This window comes from Polynucleobacter sp., assembly GCF_030693775.1.
GTDB lineage: Bacteria > Pseudomonadota > Gammaproteobacteria > Burkholderiales > Burkholderiaceae > Polynucleobacter.
This window is the reverse complement of record NZ_JAUXZY010000005.1, coordinates 84,702-106,653: the sequence shown is the minus strand read 5'-3', so window position 1 is coordinate 106,653 and position 21,952 is coordinate 84,702. Positions and strand designations below refer to the sequence as shown.

20 protein-coding genes are annotated in these 21,952 nt (G+C 49.3%); 14 read left to right on the top strand and 6 right to left on the bottom strand.

What is annotated here, in order from left to right; all coding sequences use genetic code 11:
- Positions 1–242: 242 nt before the first annotated feature.
- The 5 genes from Q8M75_RS08445 (at position 243) to Q8M75_RS08425 (ending at position 8,951) form a co-directional block, all read left to right on the top strand.
- Entirely contained in the window at positions 243–2,471 is a 2,229-nt protein-coding gene (locus tag Q8M75_RS08445) for an NADP-dependent isocitrate dehydrogenase (protein WP_305488462.1), read from the top strand.
- A gap of 371 nt (positions 2,472–2,842) precedes the next feature.
- Positions 2,843–4,138 carry a TolC family protein gene (locus Q8M75_RS08440; RefSeq protein WP_305488460.1) on the top strand — a complete coding sequence of 432 codons (1,296 nt, stop codon included), beginning with the start codon at positions 2,843–2,845 and terminating at the stop codon, positions 4,136–4,138.
- Entirely contained in the window at positions 4,135–5,481 is a 1,347-nt protein-coding gene (locus Q8M75_RS08435) for an efflux RND transporter periplasmic adaptor subunit (RefSeq protein ID WP_305488459.1), read from the top strand. Before Q8M75_RS08440 ends, Q8M75_RS08435 begins: the two co-directional genes overlap by 4 nt.
- Positions 5,482–5,529: 48 nt before the next feature.
- Entirely contained in the window at positions 5,530–8,625 is a 3,096-nt protein-coding gene (locus Q8M75_RS08430; protein ID WP_305488457.1) for an efflux RND transporter permease subunit, read from the top strand.
- A complete protein-coding gene (locus Q8M75_RS08425; RefSeq protein WP_108468512.1) occupies positions 8,622–8,951 on the top strand; it encodes a P-II family nitrogen regulator in 330 nt (109 codons plus the stop codon). Before Q8M75_RS08430 ends, Q8M75_RS08425 begins: the two co-directional genes overlap by 4 nt.
- 84 nt (positions 8,952–9,035) lie before the next feature.
- On the opposite strand, the gene Q8M75_RS08420 is transcribed toward Q8M75_RS08425, so the two are convergent.
- Together Q8M75_RS08420 and Q8M75_RS08415 are read right to left on the bottom strand one after the other, a co-directional pair.
- The gene (locus Q8M75_RS08420; protein WP_305488455.1) at positions 9,036–9,461 is read right to left on the bottom strand and encodes a universal stress protein; all 426 of its coding nucleotides are present in this window, start codon (positions 9,459–9,461) and stop codon (positions 9,036–9,038) included.
- Positions 9,462–9,627: 166 nt separating this feature from the next.
- On the bottom strand, positions 9,628–10,158 hold the full coding sequence (locus Q8M75_RS08415; RefSeq protein ID WP_305488453.1) for an isochorismatase family protein: 531 nt from the start codon (positions 10,156–10,158) through the stop codon (positions 9,628–9,630).
- Between the two features lie 76 nt (positions 10,159–10,234).
- Here Q8M75_RS08415 and Q8M75_RS08410 point away from each other — a divergent pair, with 76 nt between their 5' ends.
- Entirely contained in the window at positions 10,235–10,927 is a 693-nt protein-coding gene (locus Q8M75_RS08410; protein WP_305488451.1) for a dienelactone hydrolase family protein, read from the top strand.
- Between the two features lie 11 nt (positions 10,928–10,938).
- On the opposite strand, the gene Q8M75_RS08405 is transcribed toward Q8M75_RS08410, so the two are convergent.
- Positions 10,939–11,667, bottom strand: a complete 729-nt coding sequence (locus tag Q8M75_RS08405) for an LrgB family protein (RefSeq protein ID WP_305488449.1) — start codon at positions 11,665–11,667, stop codon at positions 10,939–10,941.
- Positions 11,660–12,010: a CidA/LrgA family protein gene (locus tag Q8M75_RS08400; RefSeq protein ID WP_305488447.1), complete on the bottom strand. Its 351-nt coding sequence runs from the start codon at positions 12,008–12,010 to the stop codon at positions 11,660–11,662. The genes Q8M75_RS08405 and Q8M75_RS08400 overlap by 8 nt, the downstream gene beginning before the upstream one ends.
- A gap of 111 nt (positions 12,011–12,121) precedes the next feature.
- On the opposite strand from Q8M75_RS08400, the gene pcaD reads away from it, so the two are divergent.
- From pcaD to Q8M75_RS08370, 6 genes are all read left to right on the top strand, one after another.
- Positions 12,122–12,913, top strand: coding sequence for a 3-oxoadipate enol-lactonase (gene pcaD / locus Q8M75_RS08395; protein ID WP_305488445.1), 792 nt, complete (start codon positions 12,122–12,124; stop codon positions 12,911–12,913).
- Positions 12,914–12,963: 50 nt separating this feature from the next.
- Positions 12,964–13,959 (top strand): tripartite tricarboxylate transporter substrate binding protein, encoded by a 996-nt coding sequence (locus tag Q8M75_RS08390; RefSeq protein ID WP_305488442.1) that lies wholly within the window; start codon positions 12,964–12,966, stop codon positions 13,957–13,959.
- Positions 13,946–14,836 (top strand): amidohydrolase, encoded by an 891-nt coding sequence (locus Q8M75_RS08385; protein WP_305488440.1) that lies wholly within the window; start codon positions 13,946–13,948, stop codon positions 14,834–14,836. Before Q8M75_RS08390 ends, Q8M75_RS08385 begins: the two co-directional genes overlap by 14 nt.
- Entirely contained in the window at positions 14,823–15,488 is a 666-nt protein-coding gene (locus tag Q8M75_RS08380) for a heme-binding protein (RefSeq protein WP_305488437.1), read from the top strand. Before Q8M75_RS08385 ends, Q8M75_RS08380 begins: the two co-directional genes overlap by 14 nt.
- 83 nt (positions 15,489–15,571) lie before the next feature.
- Positions 15,572–16,591: a magnesium chelatase ATPase subunit I gene (bchI, locus tag Q8M75_RS08375; RefSeq protein ID WP_305488435.1), complete on the top strand. Its 1,020-nt coding sequence runs from the start codon at positions 15,572–15,574 to the stop codon at positions 16,589–16,591.
- A gap of 6 nt (positions 16,592–16,597) precedes the next feature.
- Complete coding sequence (locus Q8M75_RS08370) at positions 16,598–18,478, top strand: VWA domain-containing protein (RefSeq protein WP_305488432.1); 1,881 nt, start codon at positions 16,598–16,600, stop codon at positions 18,476–18,478.
- Between the two features lie 20 nt (positions 18,479–18,498).
- Here Q8M75_RS08370 and Q8M75_RS08365 read toward each other — a convergent pair whose 3' ends face one another.
- Together Q8M75_RS08365 and bchO are read right to left on the bottom strand one after the other, a co-directional pair.
- Positions 18,499–18,633, bottom strand: coding sequence for a hypothetical protein (locus tag Q8M75_RS08365; RefSeq protein WP_267895149.1), 135 nt, complete (start codon positions 18,631–18,633; stop codon positions 18,499–18,501).
- 48 nt (positions 18,634–18,681) lie between these two features.
- Complete coding sequence (bchO, locus tag Q8M75_RS08360) at positions 18,682–19,569, bottom strand: alpha/beta fold hydrolase BchO (RefSeq protein ID WP_305488428.1); 888 nt, start codon at positions 19,567–19,569, stop codon at positions 18,682–18,684.
- Between the two features lie 218 nt (positions 19,570–19,787).
- Here bchO and Q8M75_RS08355 point away from each other — a divergent pair, with 218 nt between their 5' ends.
- Positions 19,788–20,693: a polyprenyl synthetase family protein gene (locus Q8M75_RS08355; RefSeq protein WP_305488426.1), complete on the top strand. Its 906-nt coding sequence runs from the start codon at positions 19,788–19,790 to the stop codon at positions 20,691–20,693.
- Between the two features lie 17 nt (positions 20,694–20,710).
- On the top strand, positions 20,711–21,889 hold the full coding sequence (locus Q8M75_RS08350) for a methyltransferase (RefSeq protein ID WP_305488424.1): 1,179 nt from the start codon (positions 20,711–20,713) through the stop codon (positions 21,887–21,889).
- Positions 21,890–21,952: the final 63 nt, after the last annotated feature.

Here is a 21,952-nt window from a genome sequence, read left to right as displayed (position 1 = left end):
GTTTGGTGGAAGGGTGATCAAAATGCACTAAATTAGTGCATTAGAAGGGATAATGCAGTTTATTCAGCAATATGCCATCTCAGTATATAAAACCGGCGCCTTTTCTGCAAAGGCGATGCTTTAAACTAGGTTGTCTGCATGTCGGATTTTTATTGTGCGCCCGCAGCATTCATGGCGTGCGGCATGCATCGGGCGGGTGAAAAAACCATGCTCAATTGCGATATCCAATTTAAGGAATAGTCATGGCATCAGGAAATTCAAAGATCATTTATACCTTCACAGACGAAGCCCCTGCGCTTGCAACCTGTGCATTTTTGCCAGTCATCAGCGCGTTTGCGAAATCGGCTGGGGTTGATATTGTCAAAAGTGACATCTCTGTAGCAGCTCGAATCTTGGCTGAATTTCCAGAAAAGCTAACGGAGGCACAGCGTGTGCCCAACAATTTGGCCGAGCTCGGGAAGATGACTTTGCAGCCCGACACCAACATCATTAAGTTGCCCAACATTAGCGCGTCTGTGCCTCAGCTTCAAGATGCCATTAAAGAGTTGCAAGGCAAAGGCTATGCCATTCCTGATTTTCCAGATGACCCCAAGAATGATGAAGAGAAAGCCATTCGGGCGCGGTATGCAAAATGCTTAGGCAGCGCTGTGAATCCAGTATTGCGTGAAGGCAATTCCGATCGCCGCGCGCCTGCCGCGGTCAAGCGCTATGCGCGCAACAACCCCCACTCCATGGGAGTTTGGAGTCAGGCATCCCGCACCCATGTATCACATATGCATGGCGGCGATTTTTATTCCAGCGAAAAATCGATGACGATGACGAAGGCTTGCGATGTCAAGATGGACCTCGTCACCAAGAGTGGCAAAACGATTGTTTTGAAGCCAAAGATTAGCCTGCAAGAGGGCGAAGTCATTGACAGCATGTTCATGAGTAAAAAAGCCCTCTGTGCTTTTTATGAAGAACAAATGGAAGATGCCTATAAGACTGGGCTGATGTTTTCCTTGCACGTGAAGGCGACGATGATGAAGGTCTCGCACCCGATTGTCTTTGGCCATGCAGTCAAAATCTTCTATAAAGATGCTTTTGCAAAACATGAAAAACTCTTTGCAGAGCTTGGCGTAAATGCCAACAATGGCCTGAGCAGTGTGTATGACAAGATTGCATCCTTGCCCGACTCCAAGCGCCAAGAAGTAATCAGAGATTTACATGCATGCCATGAGCATCGTCCCGCCTTAGCGATGGTGGATTCGGCTAAGGGTATTTCGAACTTGCACTCACCGAGCGATGTGATTGTCGATGCATCGATGCCAGCCATGATTCGCATCGGCGGCAAGATGTGGGGTGCAGACGGTCGGCCACAAGATACCAAAGCGGTGATTCCCGAAAGTACCTTTGCCCGCATTTACCAAGAAATCATTAATTTCTGTAAAACCCACGGCAACTTTGATCCCAAAACGATGGGTACAGTACCCAACGTTGGCTTAATGGCGCAACAAGCAGAAGAGTACGGCTCCCACGATAAAACCTTCGAAATCGCGGAAGCTGGCACTGCTCGTATCGTTGCCGATGATGGCACTGTTTTGATTGAGCAGCAGGTAGAAGAGGGCGATATTTGGCGCATGTGCCAAGTGAAGGATGCACCGATTCGGGATTGGGTCAAATTAGCCGTCAACCGTGCTCGCTTGTCGAATACTCCAGCTGTATTCTGGCTGGATGAGTATCGCCCCCATGAGGCCGAGTTAATTAAAAAAGTTAAGACCTACTTAAAGGATTACGACCTCAACGGCCTTGATATTCAGATCATGTCGCAAACGAGGGCGATGCGTTACACCTTAGAGCGCGTGATCCGCGGCAAGGATACGATTTCTGTCACCGGTAATATTTTGCGTGACTACCTCACGGACTTGTTCCCCATTTTGGAGTTGGGTACCAGCGCTAAGATGCTGTCGATTGTGCCCTTGATGGCTGGCGGCGGACTATTTGAGACGGGTGCGGGCGGCTCGGCTCCGAAGCATGTCAAACAATTGGTGGAAGAAAATCACTTGCGCTGGGATTCTTTAGGTGAGTTTATGGCGCTAGCTGTATCTCTGGAAGATATCGGCGACAAAACCGGCAATCAAAAAGCCAAAATTTTGGCGCGCACTTTAGATGAGGCAACTGGCGCTCTGCTCGAGAATCGAAAATCGCCATCCACTAAAACGGGCGAGCTCGATAATCGCGGCAGTCAGTTTTACTTATCGATGTATTGGGCTCAAGCATTGGCCCAGCAAACCGAAGATAAAGAATTGCAGGCTCACTTTGCCCCAATCGCAAAGGCTCTTGAGGCGCAAGAAAAAACCATCGTGGATGAGCTCAATAGCGTTCAAGGTAAGTCAGTTGATATCGGCGGATATTATTTTGCAGAACCGGAGAAGTGTGAGGCAGTGATGCGCCCCAGCAAAACCTTTAATGCCATTATTGAGTCTGCATAGACCCAGTAATTTATCTCTTTGGTCGAAGCGAATGGCAAATGCCCAGTGATTTGCTATTCGTCAAAATGCAATGGTGGAGGGGGGTAATCCCATAGTTTTTATGGGTATTGCGGTTTTTTGTGCAAAGCCGCAATTTCTCTAACTTTATGTTTTAATTCTTGTAACGAAGCACTGGGGAGTAGCTAGCTCAGCAATGAGTCCCGTTTACCGTCATTTCGTTTGGACCTTGTTTGATGAGGCTCCAAGCCGGTATTGGGGTGGACATAGGTCCAAGGCAAGACCATTGGTTTTAATGAATGGTTAATGGTTTTTTATTTCTCAGGTACTAGATGCGTAATCGATATTTCCGAATTGGTAGATTGATGGCTTGCATGCCCTTTGCGGCAGCGTTGGTCATCGGTGCATCACACGCATCTGCCCAGCCCAAATCAGATTTGCCGCCGCCAACACAAAAAGCGGTAGCCGCGGCTCCTGGCACTATCTACAGCTTGGAACAATTAATTCAGCTGGCATTGGAATCCAATCCCCGTATATTGGCTGCACGCGACCAAGCTGCCGCTGCCGCTGGGCAGTTACGCGCTGCTAAAGCCGTGCCCAACCCTCAGTTTGAATACAACACCGGACAGCAGCGCTCGGCCACTGGACCATTGACTACCGGCAATGTCTCCTCTTGGTCGGTGACGCAGCCACTGGATATGCCGTATACCCGTTTCCCCCGTGTTGATGCAGCAGAGGCGAATGCTCGCGGTGCGCAAGCTACGCGTATTGCTTTTGAGGTGGAAGCAATTGCGAATGTACAAATGCGTTATTACGAGTTGCTCCGCAGGGAGGCTGAGGCGCGCGCAGCGAATGAGGACCTGGATCTAACCAAACAAATTCGGGATCGCATGCAACTGCGCTATGACGTCGGCGAGACCGCACGCTTTGAATTGATCCGAGCGCAGACGGAATTTTTGAATGCGCAAATGAATGCAGAATCGAGCAAGCTGCGCATCGAGCAAGCACGTGGATTGCTGCGTCAGACGGTAGGGCATCAGCTTGCAGCTGATTTTTCGGTGGCAGCGTATAACCAAAAAGCAAACGAGTTGCCGCCACTCGAGACCCTACTCAATGAGGTACGCAATCAAAGTCCTGAACTGCAAAAAGCAAAAGCACAAGTAGAGTCAACGCAATCACGGCTTAGCTTTGAAAAAAATTCACGCCTGCCTAACTTGGCGGTGAAAGCCCAGCAATACAATGACCCAAATTTCACCGATCGATTGTATGGATTGGTGGTGACTATTCCCATTTGGGATTTTAGGGGTGGACAAATTGCCGAGGCTGAGGCCAATGCATCCAAAGCCAAAAATGAATTCAATGCTCAAATGCAAAGCTTAGAGCAGCAAATGCAGTCCGCCTACAAGCTCTACCTGATTGCCAGTTACCAAGTGCAAATCTTAGATCAAGAGGTGGTCCAGTTGGCCGCTAGTGCTCGCCGCATTGCAGAAATTTCATACCGCTTTGGCGAGCGCGGCATGCTCGAATATCTTGATGCACAGCGCACCTTTCGTGCAGCCCGCAATGACTTAATTAAAGCCCGTTTTGATCTGGCATCGATCACGACGGAGATTCAGCGTTTACGTGCGAGTCCAGAGTGGGTCGCCAAACTCGAAGGTGATAAAAAATGAATCCCCAGTTACTGATTCTTCTCAAGCAAATTAGAGATCAGTTGATCGTCTTAAAAAATCGTCTTTTGCAATACGCTGAAGAAGCCTATGACAGCGTTAAGGCGACGCAAAAGCAGCTTTATATTCAGGCATTTGACTGGCTTGCAGCGCGCGTGCCCGCATTCACGGATACCTATTTACAAGCCCCGCAATGGTTTAAAAAGGGCCTGTTTGTTTTGCCGTGGTTGATTATTGTCTTCTCAACACTCAACTATTTCGATGTATTTGATCCTAAGCCAGCCGTCAAATCAGTTCAGGACCCCAATATTGTTTATGTGAATGACGATTTGCGCAGCATGATTAAAGATGGCAAAGCAGAGCTGGGTCAATTTACCGAAGAAGTGCGGGTTTCTGGACGCATTGACTTTAATGAATCTTTTCTAGCGCGTATTGGCGCCAACGTCACTGGACGGGTCTCGGAAATCTTAGGCTTTCCAGGTCAAATGGTGAAACAAGGTGACTTGCTGGCAAAAATAACCTCAACTGAATTAACCCAATCGCAACTGTCGTACTTACAGGCCAGAAGCGGCAGCCAGCTTGCTGAGCAGGCAGCTAATCGCGCACGTATTTTGTATAAAGAGGATGTGATTGCGCTCGCCGAGTTGCAGCGTCGCGAGGCGGAGGCAACTAGTGCCAAGGCCCAATTTGGCGCGGCGAATGATCAATTGCGCGTGCAGGGAATGGATCAAGCCAGTATTGACCAGCTTGCTAAAACCAGCGTGATTAAATCGATCAACAATGTATTGGCAACAATTGATGGTGAGATCGTCGAGCGCAAAATTACCAAGGGGCAAGTGGTTCAGCCTGCGGACGCACTCTTTACCATTGCTGATTTAGATGCCTTGTGGGCCATTGCTGAGGTGCCCGAGAGTGCAGCGTATTTGATTCGGAAGGGGCAAAAATCCTCGATTATTGTTCCGGCATTGCGCAATCAGCAGATTGAAGGGGTGGTATCGCACGTCGATTCCATCGTCAATCCAACAACCCGAACCGTTTTAGTGCGCATGGATGTTCCTAATCAAAGCGGGCAAGTGAAACCCGGCATGTTGGCTACGATGCTGATTGATAGTCAGCCCCGTGAGCGCTTGCTTGTTCCATTGGAAGCAATTGTGCGCGAGGACAATAACGACTACGTCTATGTGCGTGAGGACGATGATCGCTACCGCATGGTTCAGGTGAAGCTTGGTCCAGAAGGTAAGGGCTTTCGGCCGGTATTGTCGGGGCTTAAAGAAGGCGCTGAGATCGTGATTCAAGGTGCTTATCACCTCAATACCGAGCGCAAAAAGCAGCTTTCCGGTGGTTAATGTGCCCAATTTCCTTGCCACTCTTATTTAGGTAAATAAACCCACGCCATGATTGAAAAAATAGTCCGCCTTGCGCTACAGCAGCGTCTATTGATCCTGATTATTTCAGTGGTACTGTTGATTGCAGGTTTGATTGCTACCAAGCGCTTGTCCGTCGACGCCTTCCCGGATGTGACCAACGTGCAGGTTCAGATTGCAAGTGAGGCCCCAGGCCGATCACCCGAAGAAGTAGAGCGCTTTGTCACCATTCCGATTGAGCTCAGTATGACGGGTTTACCGGGTTTAGTTGAGATGCGCTCCCTTAATCGCAATGGCATCTCCATTGTGACCCTCGTCTTTACCGAAAAAACCGATGTCTATTTTGCAAGGCAATTGGTGTTAGAGCGCTTGATCGAGGCTGCTTCGCGCATGCCAATTGGTGTTGTGCCTGTTTTAGCACCGCTATCCACTGGCCTGGGTGAGGTCTATCAATACACCATTAACCACCCCACCGATGGTAATAAAGAAATTGGTGCGGATGAGCTCGCTGAGCGCAGGACAATTCAAGACTGGGTTGTACGGCCAATGCTGCGCTCGGTACCTGGCGTTGCAGAAATTAACACCATGGGTGGATACGCCAAAGAGTATCAGGTCCTAGTTAATCCAGAACGCCTGCGCCATTACCAAATTAGCCTGCAGGATGTCTACGAAGCTTTAGCCCGCAACAATGCCAATTCTGGTGGCGGACAGTTGCCCACCTATTCTGAGCGCTACCTAATCCGCGGCGTCGGTTTAATCGCGAAGCCTGAAGACATTGGCAAGATCATCTTAAAAGAGGTTAGGGGTACGCCGGTCTATGTTCGTAACGTAGCGGATGTCACCATCGGCAGTGAAGTCAGACAGGGCGCCGCCATACTTAATGGAACTACCGAAAGTGTTGTGGGAATTCTGCAAATGATTCGTGGGGGTAATGCGCGCGAGGTAGTGAGCCGGATTAAGTTAAAGGTTCGTGAAATTAATGAGGGAAAACTGTTACCAGACGGTTTGCAGATCATCCCTTTTTATGATCGCACCGACCTGATTGATGCGGCGATGTTTAACGTAGCCAAGGTATTGATTGAGGGCATCATCCTGGTGATTGTCTTGCTCTTCTTATTTTTGGGTGATGTGCGCTCGTCGATCATCGTCGTGGCGACTTTAATTCTCACGCCGCTCCTGACCTTCCTGGTCATGAATCGTTATGGCATATCGGCGAACTTGATGTCGCTTGGGGGCCTTGCCATTGCGGTGGGCATTATGGTCGATGGCTCGGTGGTGGTAGTGGAAAATACCTTTGCTAAATTAGGCGCCCGCCTTAAATCAGGCGAATCCAAAAACCGCATCATCTTAGAAGCAGCTACTGAAGTGGGTAAGCCAGTCCTATTCGGTGTTGGCATCATTATTTTGGTATTCATGCCATTGCTTTCTTTGGAGGGCATGGAGGGCAAAATGTTTGCGCCCATGGCCATCACGATTGCGATTGCCTTAACCATATCCTTGATTCTGTCGTTTACGCTTTCGCCGGTCTTGTGCTCCTATATCTTGAAGGGCGGCGGCGAAGAAGATACGCGTATTGTTAGAACCCTCAGAACACCCTATACCAAGTGGCTCCATTGGTGTTTGGGTAATCCGAAATTGGTCGTGAAGCGCGCCGTTATTTTGTTACTGACAAGTTTTGTTGCATTCACGATGCTCGGCAAATCCTTTATTCCAGTCATGCAAGAGGGTTCGATTACGCCTTTAATTGCCAAGTCGCCTAATATTTCCTTGGATGAGTCCATTAAGCTGGAATTTGAGGCAATGAAGCGCATCATGACCGTGCCAGGTGTTGAGCGCGTTGTGTCGCGCTTAGGTCGTGGTGAGTCGCCTGCTGATCCAGGTCAACCCTTTGAATCGGATCCCATTGTCACGCTCAAGCCGTTGGGTGATCGGGATTTAAGCCAGGAAGAGATTGCGAACCAAATTCGGGAGAAGTTAAAAACCTTGCCCGGTGTTGAGCTGTCGATTTCTCAGCCGATTGCCGCGCGGGTCGATGAGATGGTCTCGGGTGTACGCTCGCAGGTTGCCATCAAGATTTTTGGTGAAGACCTTGGCGAGCTTAAAAAGCTCGGCGATCAAATCAGTCAAGTGCTCAGCAATATGAAGGGCAGCACCGACTTACGTATTGAAAAGGCGTCAGGCCAAAACTACCTCAATATTAAGATCGATCGAGATGCGATTGCGCGCTACGGCATTAATGTTTCGGATGTCAATGAAGTCATCGAAACTGCGATCGGTGGCAAACAAGCCTCGATTGTGTATGAAGGTGAGCGCCGCTTCCCCTTGATGCTGCGCTATCCTGCGCCATATCGCGACAACATTGAAGCAATTTCAGGGATTATTTTGCATTCACCCAATGGTGCTCAAGTATTACTCCGCGACTTAGCCGAGATTAGTCTGATTGATGGCCCTGCGCAAATCTCGCGCGAGAGCGGCAAACGTCGCCTCGTGATTGGTGTGAACGTGGAGGGCCGAGATTTGGGTGGTTTTGTAAAAGAGGCCCAAGAGCAAATCGCCAAGAAAGTATCACTACCTGAGGGATATACCTTGCAATGGGGTGGCCAGTTTGAAAACATGGAACGGGCGATGGCGCGTTTGATGATCATTATCCCCATCACCATTGCGGCGATTTTTTTCCTCCTGTTCATGTTGTTTAATTCGATCCGCTTGGCTGGTTTGATTATTTTGGTGCTGCCGTTTGCATCGATTGGCGGCATTTTTGGCTTGCTCATTAGCGGCGAGTATTTATCCGTACCTGCAGCGGTTGGATTTATTAATTTGTGGGGCATTGCGGTGCTTAATGGGGTCGTATTAATTTCCTTTATTAAGCAGCTGCGAGAAGAGGGGCGTTCCATGCAAGATGCCTTGATTGAAGGGTGTGAGCATCGCTTCCGGCCGGTGATGATGACGGCATCGGTGGCAATGTTGGCTTTGGTGCCGATGCTCTTCTCGGGTGGTCCGGGCTCAGAGGTCACTCGGCCCTTGGCAGTAGTGGTAATTTCAGGTTTAATTACTTCAACTGCCCTTACATTGTTGGTATTGCCGGTCTTGTACCGTACATTTGAAGAAAAAGAGATAGAAGCATGATCGAAATTAAAGCCGTCTTTCGTCCCGGGCGACTTCCTGCCCTACGAAATGCCTTGATGGATACACCTGGCTTTCCTGGGATGACCGTAACCCGCGTGGAAGGCTGCAGTGCGCCAGGCAGTACTGCTAAATCATCGATCAAAGAAGAGCTAACCGACTATTCGGCAAAAGTGCGGATTGAAATTGTTTGTAGCGATGACGTGGCTGATCGCCTAATGGATCGCATCGTCGAAGTATGTCAGACCGGGCAAATTGGTGATGGGGTTGTATGGAAAACCGATGTGGATAAAGTTTTCTTTATTGCCAAGAACTACGGCACAACGTAATCTATTTTCACTGTACTGAAACAAAAAAAGCCTCGCAATCAGCGAGGCTTTTTTACTGCCCTGTAGGGGCATGCAGTGAGACAGTTATTTGACTAATACTACTGGCTGCTTCGCGCCGGAAACAATCTTTTGTGCAATCGAGCCCATGATCATATCGACAAAGCCACTACGGCCTTTCGAGCCCATCACAATCATGTCCATTTTCTCTTTGCTGGCTAAGGCAAGAATTTCTTCAGAAATATTGCCGCGCTTAATCACCATCGTGTATTTGATACCGGCCGCATCCAAAACCTTTTGTGTCGGCTTGAGTTCTTTCTCGCTGATTTCACGGAGGTAATCATCGACCACGCTCTTAGCTACGAATTGCTTGACGTGGTTAAGACCAACATCATCATGCACGTTGATCAAGGTGACAGTGCACTTGCTTTTTAGTTCAGCTGATAACTTAGCGACGTACTTACAGGCATTAATGGCGGATTTTGAGCCGTCTACGGGTAATAATATTTTCATGGTTTCTCCTTAAGGATGTTTGTGTATTCGGGGCGCAATAAAAATAAGTGTTATCTCAGTTTAGCACTGCCATGACACTATTCTTGATCAAAAAAACCTTGCTGACTTGATGCAAATCAAATTCGGTTCGGTTTTTTATATATTTTGTTTGGCGCGGGATCCTTGCTTACTTAATGAGGGCTAAGGCACTTTTAAAGCTAGGATGCTTGCAGGTTCTGAGCCATTCAAATGCCAGCATTTCAACGGTCTTGAGTGTGGCGCCCGATTCTTTTAGGCGCATAGTAGCTATGGTTTTATCGAGGGACTGGCGTGAGCCGATGGCATCCACCGCGATCGAGACTGCAAAACCGTATTCAAGCAGTCCAAGCGCCGTTTGCATTAGGCAAACGTGGGCCTCGCAGCCAACCAATACCAATTGCTTACGATCCGTGGGGATATGGTTGATGAGTCCATCACTGCAGCCATCAAAATGAAACTTCGTCACGGTTTTTTGGCAGAGGGCCTTTAATTCAGGGTGGTTTTCCCCAAGGCCTTCTGGGTTTTCTTCGGTCCCAATGATGGGTATATCGAGTTGCTGGGCAATTTTGGCCAGCCGGATGCATTGGCTAAGCACATGCGTATGGTCCTCAATCGCCGGCATGAGCTTGGACTGCATGTCGATGATGAGTAATACGCTTTGATCGGGAGAGGCAAGCATAGCGGTTGTGCCTATTTGTGTTAATTTAATGTGTACGTTTTCATTCTATCCCCACTTCTATAAGGAGTACACCTGCATGCACTCACTCATTCAATACACTCGTCCGGATGGCCAATCGGTTAGCGCTTATCTTGCTGAGCCAGAACATGGGTCGAACAGACCTGGGGTGGTAGTTATTCAGGAGTGGTGGGGTCTGGATGATCAGATTAAAGCCGTAGCCGATCAATTGGCGGCAGCCGGATACCGCGCCTTAGTGCCGGATTTGTATCGAGGCAAGCTGGCCTTAGAGGCGAAAGAAGCAGAGCACTTGATGGGTGACCTGAATTTTGGTGATGTTGCCTCGCAAGATATTCGAGGGGCGGTGCAGTACCTCAAGAAAACCGGCAGCCCCAAAGTGGCCGTCACGGGCTTCTGTATGGGTGGCGCGCTAACGCTATTATCCGCAGTCCACGTGCCTGAGCTGGATGCGAGTGTGGTTTGGTATGGCTATCCTCCGCTGGAATACGTTGATGCCAACAAAATTCAGAAACCACTTCAGGGGCACTGGGCTTTGCACGATGAATTCTTCCCGATTACTGGTGTGGATCAGTTGGAGGCTAATCTCAAAGCGGCAAACACGCCCTATACCTTCTATCGCTATGATGCAAAGCATGCCTTTACGAATCCGGAAGCCGATGCGCGGCATTTACCGCCATTGCAATACAACGCCGCAGCTACCAAGGAGGCGTGGCAACGTACCCACGCATTTTTAAAGGCGCATCTGGAGTAATGACGTAGTTGTTATCGATTCATTAGATGAAAAATCCACGGTATTGCAATGGCACCTAAGATACCGTGCATCCCCATCGCTAGGCTCGCATAGGCACCTGCTTCAGGGCTCACACTAAATGCCCGTGAGGCACCAATGCCATGGGATGCAACCCCAATCGCAAACCCTCGCTGCCACCACGACTTCATCCCCAGTGCATCCAATATGAAGCGGGCCAGTACGGCGCCCAAAATGCCAGTCACAACTGCAAAGACAGCAGTGAGCGTCGGTGAAATACCAATTTGCTCAGCGATGCCCATGGCAATCGGCGCTGTGACGGATTTCGAATAGAGTCCACCAACGAGAGTTTGATCGGCGCCCAATGCAGTTGCAATACCGACGGAGCTCAATATGGAAACGAGGCCACCGCAGACTAATGAAATGATCAGCGGCAGGGCGCGGCTTTGCAAATGCTGAATACCACGGTAAATCGGAATAGCCAAGGAGACGGTGGCTGAGCCAAGTAAAAAGTGGACAAACTGCGCACCCTCAAAATACGTTCGATACGGCATTTGCAGTAACTCGATGGCAACAGAAACCAAGACCACGGCGATGGCTACTGGGTTAGCGATTGGATTTTGGGCACTACGCTGATAAAGCCATAGACCAATTTGATAAGCGGCCAATGTAATAAACAGGGCAATTAGGGGGCTGCCGGAGAGGTAGACCCAAATCTCGACAATCGAAGCAGACTCACGCATCGTTTTTAGGCTCGCGGTGCATCAGTTTGAGGATGAGCGCGCTTGTGGTGATCGTGAGGACAACACTCACCACTAAAGCGGTGATCAGTGCCCCAGCATGCTCTTTGAGTTGCGGTAAAAACAGAACCACCCCAACGGCTGCGGGAACAAACAGCAAGCCTAGGTATTGACTAAAGCCATCCGCCACCAAAGCTAAGGATGGGTCAAGCTTGCCACGCAGCATCAGCCACGCCAACAGCAAGACAAGGCCAATCACGGGGCCTGGCAGGGTGGTCAAGACAAACTTGGAAATCAGTTCGCCCAAGCCCTGAAATAATAGTATTTGAACTAAACCGGCAATCATGTCAGTAGTGTATGTGAAGTGCTTCCCTTCTGAGTAGAATTAGGAGCTAAATGCAATAAAAGATACGCTGCAATTTATTTTTAGGTTCAATCCGTTTACTGTAAGGGTGTTATGAAAAAAACGATTCATGCTAATGGCATCACAATGGCTTATCAAATTGATGGTCCTGAGACTGCCCCGGTTGTAGTCATGAGCAACAGCTTGATGTCTAGCTTGGAAATGTGGGACGACACGATTGTGGCCTTGACCTCCCATTACCGCGTTGTGCGCTATGACACCCGCGGGCATGGGCAATCGGAAGTGACTCCTGGTCCGTACAGCATCGAGTTATTAGCAAATGATCTCGTTGGCCTGATGGATGCCTTGCAGATTAAGAAAGCCCATTTGGTTGGTCTATCGATGGGCGGAATGATTTGCCAGTTTGTTGGCGCTCATTTTCCTGAACGGGTTGCCTCACTCAGTTTGTGCGACACCGCTAGTGAGATGCCCCCGCGTTCGCTGTGGGAGGAGCGTTTTGCGATTGCACGGCAGCAGGGCCTAGCTGGCTTAGTCGACGGTACGATTAAGCGTTGGTTTTTGGAGGGATTCATTGCCAGCGAGCCAGCAAAAATTGAGCGGGTCCGCAAGATGATTTTGAGCACACCGGTGGATGGATATATTGCGTGTGCCAGCGCGGTTCGGGATATGGCGCAGTCAACGATGCTACTCAAGATTACGGCGCCAACCATGGTCTTGCTAGGCAGACAAGATCCCGCATGTACGGTTGCTCAAGCAACCGTGCTGCATCGGGTAATTCAGCATTCGAGCATGCATATCATTGACGATGCGGCCCATTTATCCAATATTGAGAAGCCAGCCCAATTCAATTCAGCCTTGAAGTCATTTTTGGACTCAGTTCAATAAATTAGCTTAGTATTTCAGAGCAGCACAATAAAAATAAAAGGAGACTTACTGTGACGCAATTCAAATCCATGCTTAAACAATGGCAACTCGGACTGATTGGCTTGGCCATCTTGGGTACGGGCATCCCCGTCCAGGCGCAACCAGCGGCGGATAAATACCCATCCAAGACTGTCAAGATGGTTGTTCCATTAACACCTGGATCGGGCGCGGACATTGCTGGTCGATTGGTGGCAAAAAGTTTGTCTGAGCTGTGGAAGCAGCCAGTGATTATTGAAAATCGCCCAGGTGCTGGCGGCCTAGTTGGTACTGGCGTAGTAGTTAATGCAGCGCCGGATGGCTATACCCTGTTGGTTCAGTCTGCCTCGTATGCAGCCAACCCAGCTATTTATAAAAAATTACCCTATGACTTAAAAAGTTTGACGGATCTGAACATTCTCGGCACAACACCCTATCTATTAATTGTCGGTGCTGATAGCCCATACAAATCGATCAAAGACCTAGTAGCCGCTGCAAAAGCAAAACCAGGCGATCTGCCTTACGCTTCTGCTGGTATTGGCAGCTCTACGCACTTAGCTGCTGAGTACTTTAATCAGGCTATGGGAATCAAGATGCTGCACGTCCCTTATAAGGGCTCACCCGAAGCAATTACAGAAACCATTGCTGGCAGAACCGCGTTTTACATGGCACCATTTGAAACAGCCATGGCACAAGTTCGTGGCGGCAAAGCACGTGCATTGGGCATAACCAGTGCGACACGAGCATCTGTTGCGCCGGAGATTCCAACGATTGCTGAGCAGGGATATCCGAACTTTGATATTGGACTTTGGTTTGGTGTTTGGGCACCATCTGCCACACCAGAGAAGATTAAAGTGAAGATCAACGAGGACATTAACCGCGCGCTGCAAGATGTAGATATCAAGATTGCCTATGCGAAAGCAGGTATTACATCCAAGCCGATGAATTTAGAGCAAACGGCCCAGTTTGTTAAGAATGAAATCGCCAAGTACACCAAGATTGCAAAAGACGCCGGTATTGAACCTCAATAAGGCTCCACTATGCCAGGCTCCAGATCGGGTCTTACGCAGACCCGATCTGCTCTTACCCTTAGGAGCCACCGATTGCCATGCCCATATTTGCGGGCCTGAAAGTAGCTTTCCGTATTTCAGCGAGCGCATTTACACCCCGCCCGATGCGCTGCTCCCGGATTACTTCAATCTATTAACGCACTTGGGGGTTGAGCGCGCTGTCTTAGTGCAGCCCAGTATTTATGGCACGGATAACCGAGCCATGCTCGCCGCACTCAAGGCCTTCCCAAAAAAATTGCGTGGTGTTGCTGTGGTGGACAGCGCCATTACCGATGCTGAAATTGAGGCGCTACATCAAGCAGGCGTTCGTGGACTACGTTGCAATATAGTTGATTTAGCTGATGTAACAGGGCAATTGCCAATGGCCATGCTTCGAGGGCTTGCGCAGCGTATTGCTCCCTTTGGCTGGCATTTGGAATTCTTAATGCACGTGGATGCCTTTCCACAATTAAGTAATGACTTTCATGATTTTCCGGTTGAGATTGTGATTGGTCATTTTGGTTATGTGAAGGCGAGCCTTGGTATTGCCAACGCTGGCTTTCAGAACCTCTGTGCAATGATGCGGGAAGGGCGTGCCTGGGTTAAATTCACAGGCACTTACCGTATTTCGGAGCAAGCTGCTCCGCCCTATTCGGATGTCAATCCATTTGCACAGGCGCTAATAAAAGCAAATCCACAGCAGATTGTTTGGGGTACGGACTGGCCTCATGTGATGGTGAAGGGCTTGATGCCCAATGATGCCGATCTGTGTGATTTGCTAGGGAATTGGATTCAAGAGCCTGCACTGTTAACGCAGATACTCGTCAGTAATCCAGAGCGACTCTATGACTTTAAGTAATCCCTACTCCAGTGATAGTCGGAATTCTTTTCGTGTAATGCCGGTTTGGCTACAGACTAGCCTTGCCCTCTCCTTTTTTCTAATTGGAGTACCCCTTGCCATGGCAACAGAAGAGCCGAGTTACCGTGTCCTCCAGCAAGCCGAACCATTTGAAATTCGGGAATATGCACCATTGATTGTGGCGCAGGTTGAGGTGCCGGGCGATCTCAGTGAGGCTTCGAGCGCCGGCTTTCGTCTGATTGCCAATTACATCTTTGGCAACAACATTGCGGTTCGAGACGGCGGACTTAATATGGCTGAACCCGTCCCGGAAAAGATTGCCATGACTATTCCAGTGATTGCTGAAGGTAAGGGCGATAAAAAAACCTGGCTCATCCAGTTTGTGATGCCAAAGCAATACACCTTAGAGACCTTGCCTAAGCCAAACAATCCTCAAGTGAAGTTGCTGGCCGTGGGACCCCAAAAACTAGCGGTGATTCGGTTTACGGGATTTGTGGGTGACGAGAAAGTGCAAGTAAAAACAGCCGAGCTCATGGCCTGGATTAAATCAAGGAATGAACAGCCATTGGGTAATCCCCGCCTCGCCCGTTACAACCCGCCCTGGAGTATTCCATGGATGCGGCGCAATGAGATTTTGATTCCAATCCAATAGCCAAGGGGCTTAGGTTCGGCCAAAGAGAGGCTGCGCCCCATTCGTAGTATGCTTTCAGTGTCTATGACTTAAATTGAATCGACATGGCTTTTAATTTCCCATTTACTGCAATCGTTGCTCAAGATGAGATGAAGCTGGCAATTGCCCTCTCCACCATTGAGCCCAGCATTGGCGGTGTATTGATCTTTGGTGACCGCGGAACCGGTAAGTCGACTACGATTCGTTCATTGGCAGCGCTCTTACCACCCATGAAAGTGATTGCGGGATGTTCTTATCACTGCGATCCCAGTGCCCCGACCTTGTGTTTTGCCTGTGAGGCACGTAAGGCTGCCGGCGAAAAGTTAAAGACCGAATTAGTACCCGTTCCCGTTGTGGATTTGCCATTGGGCGCGACAGAAGATCGAGTAGTGGGTGCGCTAGATATTGAAAAAGCCCTTTCCCAAGGCATTAAGGTATTTGAGCCCGGTTTGCTGGCTAAAGCCAATCGCGGCTATTTATACATTGACGAAGTGAATTTACTCGAAGACCACTTAGTCGATTTGCTGATTGATGTAGCCGCCTCCGGCGAAAACGTCGTGGAGCGTGAGGGCTTAAGCATTCGTCACCCAGCGCGTTTTGTATTAATTGGTAGTGGTAACCCAGAAGAGGGTGAGCTGCGCCCGCAGATGCTGGATCGATTTGGGTTTTCAGTTGAGGTTAGAACCCCACAAGACCTTGCCCAGCGCATCGATATCATTAAGCGCCGCGATGCATTTGAACGCGACCCCGTTGCCTTTTTGGCGCAATATGAGGATAGCGAAAATGAGTTTAAGGAAAAAATTCTCAGCTCGCGTAAGCGCTTAGCCAAAGTGACCATTGGTGACGATGTGCTAACGCTTGCTACCAAGCTATGCGCTCAGCTCGGAACCGACGGCCTACGCGGAGAGCTAACCTTAATGCGCGGCATGCGCGCGCTGGCTGCTTTTGATGGCGCACGCAAAGCTACTGCAGAGCATCTAAAACGATTAGCGCCACTGGCACTGCGCCACCGTTTGCGTCGCAACCCATTAGATGACAGCAGTTCTACGACGCGGGTCGAGCGCGTATTGGCCGATTTTTTCTAAAGTCCTATGACCACACAACGCGGTCAATCTGCTTGGTTTGATGCACAGACGACTGCGGCATTATTGGCAATTGATCCTCATGGCTTAGGCGGCATTTGCGTTAAGAGTCAGTTTGGTCCCATTCGGGATGCTTGGTTTGCATTTATGCAAACGCAGATTGCTCCCGGTATTCACTTTCAAAAAATCCCCCTTCAAATACAAGATGAGCAATTACTTGGCGGCCTCGATCTAGAGGCAACCCTGAGTCACGGTAAGCCGATCTACAGCTCGGGATTGCTAGCAAAAAGCCACGGTGGATTTATTGTGCTCCCCATGGCCGAACGCGTGTCTGTCCATACGATTGCGCACATCATGCAAGTGCTTGATCGGGGCGAGGTGCGGCATCCCCAGCAGAGTGCTGAATTTACCCCATGCCTCTTTAGCATGATTGCCTTGGATGAGAGTATTGGGCCGGATGAGTCGATTCATCCGCGCTTAGCCGAGCACATGGCATTTGAAGTGCGCCTTGATCACCTGAGCCAGAATGACTGCAAGGATTCCCTGGAAATTACGCCCGCAGTCATCGCGGAGGCAAGACAGCGACTACCCGTGATTGAATGCGATGCCCACTTTATCGAATCTTTATTGCAATCAGCGGCTGCATTTGGAGTAGATTCCATACGGGCCGGTCTATTTGCCGTTCGGGCTGCGAAAGCCTTAGCGGCATTACGAAACCAAAACGCCGTCACCGAGGATGAGGTAGTCGACGCAGCGCGTTTGGTATTGAGTCACCGCGCTACTCGCATGCCCAGTAGCCGAGAAGAGCAGGGGCTAGATGAGCCTGAAGTTGAGCCCGATTCAGCTGAAGATTCAGAGCAAACCAATGAAGATCAAAATAAATCAGAGCAAGAACCGCAAGAGCAGGATGATCCTAATCAAGGCAAGGACAGTGATACGGATGCAAATCAGCCAACAGAAAACATGGAGCAGCCAAGCGCAGAGGATTTAGAAGAGTTGCTCATCGAGGCCATACGGGCTGGGATTCCACCGAACGCATTGGCACAGTTGACTGCTGGACTGGGGCGCGCGAACGGTAAGCAAGGCTCTAAAGGCCAATTTGGCCAATTGCAAAAGAATGCGAATTCAGGGCGTCCAGCAGAGTCATGGCGTGGATTGCCCAAGGGTGGGAAGCGCTTGGATTTACTAAAAACCATTCGCGCTGCCGTTCCATGGCAAACCATGCGCCAAGTAGAGTCCAAAGTAAAACAACCCTCTGTAAATAATCAACGCAGCCACATTCAGATTCGTGCCGATGACTTGCACATTAAGCGCTATCAGCAGCGCCAAGGTGTAGTAACCATCTTTTTGGTGGATGCGTCAGGCTCTTCCGCTACTCAGCGTTTGGCTGAAGCGAAAGGAGCAGTGGAGCAATTACTGGCGGATTGCTACATTCGGCGCGATGAGGTTGCGATGATTGCCTTGCGTGGTCGTACTGCAGACGTAGTATTGCCACCAACGCGATCCTTAGTGCGTGCCAAGCGTAATTTAGCCGCTTTACCTGGTGGTGGCGGAACCCCACTAGCAACCGGTTTTGCTGCGGTGAATGAAATGGCTTTATCGATCCGCCGCAAAGGTATGACGCCCTTGATTGTGGTGATGACCGATGGCATTGCGAATGTCACATTAGAAGGAGTTGGCGGTCGTGAGCGTGCACACCAAGACGCTTTGCAAACTGCGCGTCAATTGCGTGCGGCAGGACATGCGATTTTATTTATTGATACTGCGAGTGCGCCACAGGCATTAGCAGAGGCACTTGCCAACGAAATGGCCGCACAGTATTTGCCATTGCCTTACATCAATTCGGGTAAAGCCATTTCACAGCGTGCCGCACAGTTAGCGCGACAGTAAATCAATATCATTTCTCTGACTTACCAGCTCGTTTTCTTTTTCTTTGCAGATAGCTTCTTTAAGGTTTGATTGCCTTTGATGTATGCATTCAAAAAAAGACCTAGGCCAGCCAAAATAATAATTCCAGCAATCGCATAGAGCGTGATCGAGTTCATCGTGTTTCTTCCTCCTTCGTCAGTAGATCAATTACGGCCTTACTGCGCCTAGTCAAGTGCAGATTGAATAATAGCCAAAGCCGCCTCGGGGTTTGCTTCATGAAATAAATGACCACCGTCTTTTTGTATCACGGTAGACCGTGGAAAGTAGCGATGGATGACAGCAAGCAATTCTTCTTTTCGTACCCAGCTATCTTGATTCGCCACTAAAAAAGTGAGCTCTGAAGTAATTTCATGCGCATGCGCAAGCAAGTTGGGTATATCGGTTGCTGCCATGAAGTTGAGCGAGCCATTGATGTGATTCTTTTGCTTGAATAACAATTTGTAGCGTTCACGCTGAATGCCATTGAGCTTGGAATTGGTGGAGTCCAGCAATTTATCAATCATCGAGGTAAGCGGTAAAAAATCCGCGATCATCGACGAAACAAAAGATGATGTTGCAATTGGATTAATCAGCGGCGCCAAAAATGAATGGTAGAAGCTTGGTAGGCTAACTAAAGATGGATTAAGGCCAAGAATGCGTTTGGGTGCGGGATAGAGAAGGCTGTATTGCAGGCCAAGGGTGGCGCCGGCAGAGTGGCCGATGATGCTATCGATCTGCTCTACCCCCAATGCATGTAATAACTCGGCTAGCTTGTGCGTGATGAGGGTTAAGGAAAGCTGCTCTGATTGGTGGTTGATCGTAAAACCATGGCCCGGTAGATCGGGTGCAATCACCCAATGTGATTTAGCGAGCACGGACACCAATTCTGCCCAGGAGTGGGCAGAGGAGCCTGTGCCGTGGAGCAATAGGGCAACTGGCTTTTTTGTGCCGTTTTCACCGATTTCGGCGCCCGCCATTTGGACGTGCCATTCCATTTGACCGGCAGAAACGGAGCTACTGAGCTCACGCATGGGCCAATTTTGAGGAATTCGGTCGATGGAAGGGCGGTTCATTCGTTCAAATTAAGGTGAAATAGGGAAATCTGCCTAATTTTTAAGCAATTTGGCCAAAATAGGGGCAAATTGAGTCTGCTCATCATGGCGCTAAGGGTTTCATAGGTTGACAGTAAGGATAAGAGTGTCTATATTTTTTTACATATTAGCAAGTAATTAAATATTTACACCACAAATCGTCCACCTATTTTGACGATTCACCCTCGGGAGTGTGCCTTATGTCACCCATAAAACATATCAATCGCGCATTGGAGGCGGCATTGACTCGCCACGAATCCGATACCGGTCCCAAATTATTGAGCGCGGCGATGCGCCATGCAGTGTTTCCAGGGGGCGCACGTATTCGCCCACAGCTCACTTTAGCGGTTGCCCATGCCTGCGGTGATGATGATCCTGCGCTGTCGATGGCAGCCGCGATTGCAATTGAGTTACTCCATTGCGCATCCTTGGTTCATGATGATTTGCCATGTTTTGATAATGCCGAATTGCGCCGTGGCGTGCCCTCGGTTCATCGCCAATATGGTGAACGCTTAGCGGTACTGTCGGGTGATGCCTTAATCGTGATGGCATATCAAGTGGTGGCATTGGCCGCGCGTCATTCTGCCAATCGCATTGCGCCTTTAATTAAAACCATTTCAACTGGCGTTGGAGCGCCCCACGGAATCATCGCAGGACAGGCATGGGAATGCGAACCACAAGCCATTCTCGGCGACTATCAACGCGCAAAAACAGGCGCATTATTTGCAGCAGCAACCGCGTGTGGCGCGCAAGCAGCAGGATCTGACGCAGATACGTGGCGCGCTCTCGGTGAGTGGCTTGGTGAAGCATATCAAGTGGCCGACGACATTCGTGATGTCTTAGGTGATGCCGAGTTGTTAGGTAAGCCTGCTGGGCAGGATATTGAACACAATCGACCCAGCTCAGCACGTGAACTGGGACTCACTGGCGCTGTTCAATACTTTGATGAATTGGTTTCCAAAGCGATTGGTTCAATCCCCAATTGCAAAGGTGATGCTGCATTAAAGATGCTGGTCGCACATGAGGCTGAGCGCCTATTGCCAGCAGCCTGGTTTGCAAAAGATGCACGGCTAATTACGGCTGGTATTAGTCGTATGGCCGCATAGATTCGGCTAAGGCTTACATGTCCTCTGTCGCTGACAAGTCCGTTACTCCGCAAACGCCATTAGCGTTGACGCCGGAGTATGGACTTTGGGATCGCATATTGATATTGCGTGATCAGTTGATTGCCACAAAACGCTTTCAACGTCTTGCTGCAAGCCTGCCAATTTTTCGCTCCATCTCACGATCACGTGCGAGCAATTTATTCGATGTGATGTCTGGATTTGTGTACTCACAAATCTTATTAGCTTGTGTGCGACTCAACGTGTTTAATCATTTAAAAAATGGTCCGCTGAATCTAGAAGAGCTCAGTCGTGTTACGCATTTTCCAATGAAGGGATTGCAAACCTTAGTCGATGCTGCGGTAGCAATTCAATTGCTAGAGCGGCGCTCGAAGGAGCGTTATGGTTTAGGCACCTTAGGCGCTCCTCTGGTGGGTAACGATGCCATAGCAGCGATGGTAGAGCACCACACCGCTTTCTATGCCGACATGCGTGATCCCCTCGCACTGTTATCAGGCTCTATGAGTGAGCGCAACTTAGGAAAATATTGGCCTTACGTTTCGGATAAGGACGAGGATCAAGATTCACTCAAACACCAAGAGAGTGTGGCTGAGTATTCCGCGCTGATGTCGGCATCTTTACCTTTAGTTGCTGATGAGATCGTCGATGCCTATAACTTCAGTAAGCACCAGTGTATGCTCGATGTTGGCGGCGGCCAAGGAACTTTTCTAAAGCGAGTTCACGCAGTCAGCCCACAGCTTAAAAAAATGCTCTTTGATTTGCCTGGGGTGGCGCAATTAGCGGCCCAGCAATTGGCGTCCAATCCAGCAACACGAGAAATACAAACGCACGGCGGTAATTTTTTTACAGACGTATTGCCTACGGGGGCAGATTTAATCACCCTGGTGCGCGTGATCTTTGATCACGATGATGAACGCGTCTTGACCTTGCTTGCGTCCATTTATGCCGCATTGCCTAGCGGCGGGATTCTATTAATTGCAGAGCCCATGGCGGATGCACCAGACGCCCAGGCGATGGGTCATGCCTACTTTGGCTTTTATTTACTTGCCATGGGCAGAGGAAGACCAAGAACAGTAAATGAAATCAGTAACTTACTGAAAAAAGTCGGGTTCAAATCAACCAAAACCGTGGCAACCAAGATGCCTATTAACACGCAAATCGTGCTGGCAAGCCGGTAATTTAAGGGTAAATACTGATGCTGAACATTGATATAATGTATAAATTAGTTTACATCTAGAAAA

What these genes read in the sequence shown, in the direction of transcription:
- Q8M75_RS08445 (WP_305488462.1), top strand. Translation starts at nt 243, where the DNA reads ATGGCATCAGGAAATTCAAAGATCATTTATACCTTCACAGACGAAGCC.
- Q8M75_RS08440 (WP_305488460.1), top strand. Translation starts at nt 2,843, where the DNA reads ATGCCCTTTGCGGCAGCGTTGGTCATCGGTGCATCACACGCATCTGCC.
- Q8M75_RS08435 (WP_305488459.1), top strand. Translation starts at nt 4,135, where the DNA reads ATGAATCCCCAGTTACTGATTCTTCTCAAGCAAATTAGAGATCAGTTG.
- Q8M75_RS08430 (WP_305488457.1), top strand. Translation starts at nt 5,530, where the DNA reads ATGATTGAAAAAATAGTCCGCCTTGCGCTACAGCAGCGTCTATTGATC.
- Q8M75_RS08425 (WP_108468512.1), top strand. Translation starts at nt 8,622, where the DNA reads ATGATCGAAATTAAAGCCGTCTTTCGTCCCGGGCGACTTCCTGCCCTA.
- Q8M75_RS08420 (WP_305488455.1), bottom strand. Translation starts at nt 9,461, where the DNA reads ATGAAAATATTATTACCCGTAGACGGCTCAAAATCCGCCATTAATGCC.
- Q8M75_RS08415 (WP_305488453.1), bottom strand. Translation starts at nt 10,158, where the DNA reads ATGCTTGCCTCTCCCGATCAAAGCGTATTACTCATCATCGACATGCAG.
- Q8M75_RS08410 (WP_305488451.1), top strand. Translation starts at nt 10,235, where the DNA reads ATGCACTCACTCATTCAATACACTCGTCCGGATGGCCAATCGGTTAGC.
- Q8M75_RS08405 (WP_305488449.1), bottom strand. Translation starts at nt 11,667, where the DNA reads ATGCGTGAGTCTGCTTCGATTGTCGAGATTTGGGTCTACCTCTCCGGC.
- Q8M75_RS08400 (WP_305488447.1), bottom strand. Translation starts at nt 12,010, where the DNA reads ATGATTGCCGGTTTAGTTCAAATACTATTATTTCAGGGCTTGGGCGAA.
- pcaD (WP_305488445.1), top strand. Translation starts at nt 12,122, where the DNA reads ATGAAAAAAACGATTCATGCTAATGGCATCACAATGGCTTATCAAATT.
- Q8M75_RS08380 (WP_305488437.1), top strand. Translation starts at nt 14,823, where the DNA reads ATGACTTTAAGTAATCCCTACTCCAGTGATAGTCGGAATTCTTTTCGT.
- bchI (WP_305488435.1), top strand. Translation starts at nt 15,572, where the DNA reads ATGGCTTTTAATTTCCCATTTACTGCAATCGTTGCTCAAGATGAGATG.
- Q8M75_RS08370 (WP_305488432.1), top strand. Translation starts at nt 16,598, where the DNA reads ATGACCACACAACGCGGTCAATCTGCTTGGTTTGATGCACAGACGACT.
- Q8M75_RS08365 (WP_267895149.1), bottom strand. Translation starts at nt 18,633, where the DNA reads ATGAACTCGATCACGCTCTATGCGATTGCTGGAATTATTATTTTGGCT.
- bchO (WP_305488428.1), bottom strand. Translation starts at nt 19,569, where the DNA reads ATGAACCGCCCTTCCATCGACCGAATTCCTCAAAATTGGCCCATGCGT.
- Q8M75_RS08355 (WP_305488426.1), top strand. Translation starts at nt 19,788, where the DNA reads ATGTCACCCATAAAACATATCAATCGCGCATTGGAGGCGGCATTGACT.
- Q8M75_RS08350 (WP_305488424.1), top strand. Translation starts at nt 20,711, where the DNA reads ATGTCCTCTGTCGCTGACAAGTCCGTTACTCCGCAAACGCCATTAGCG.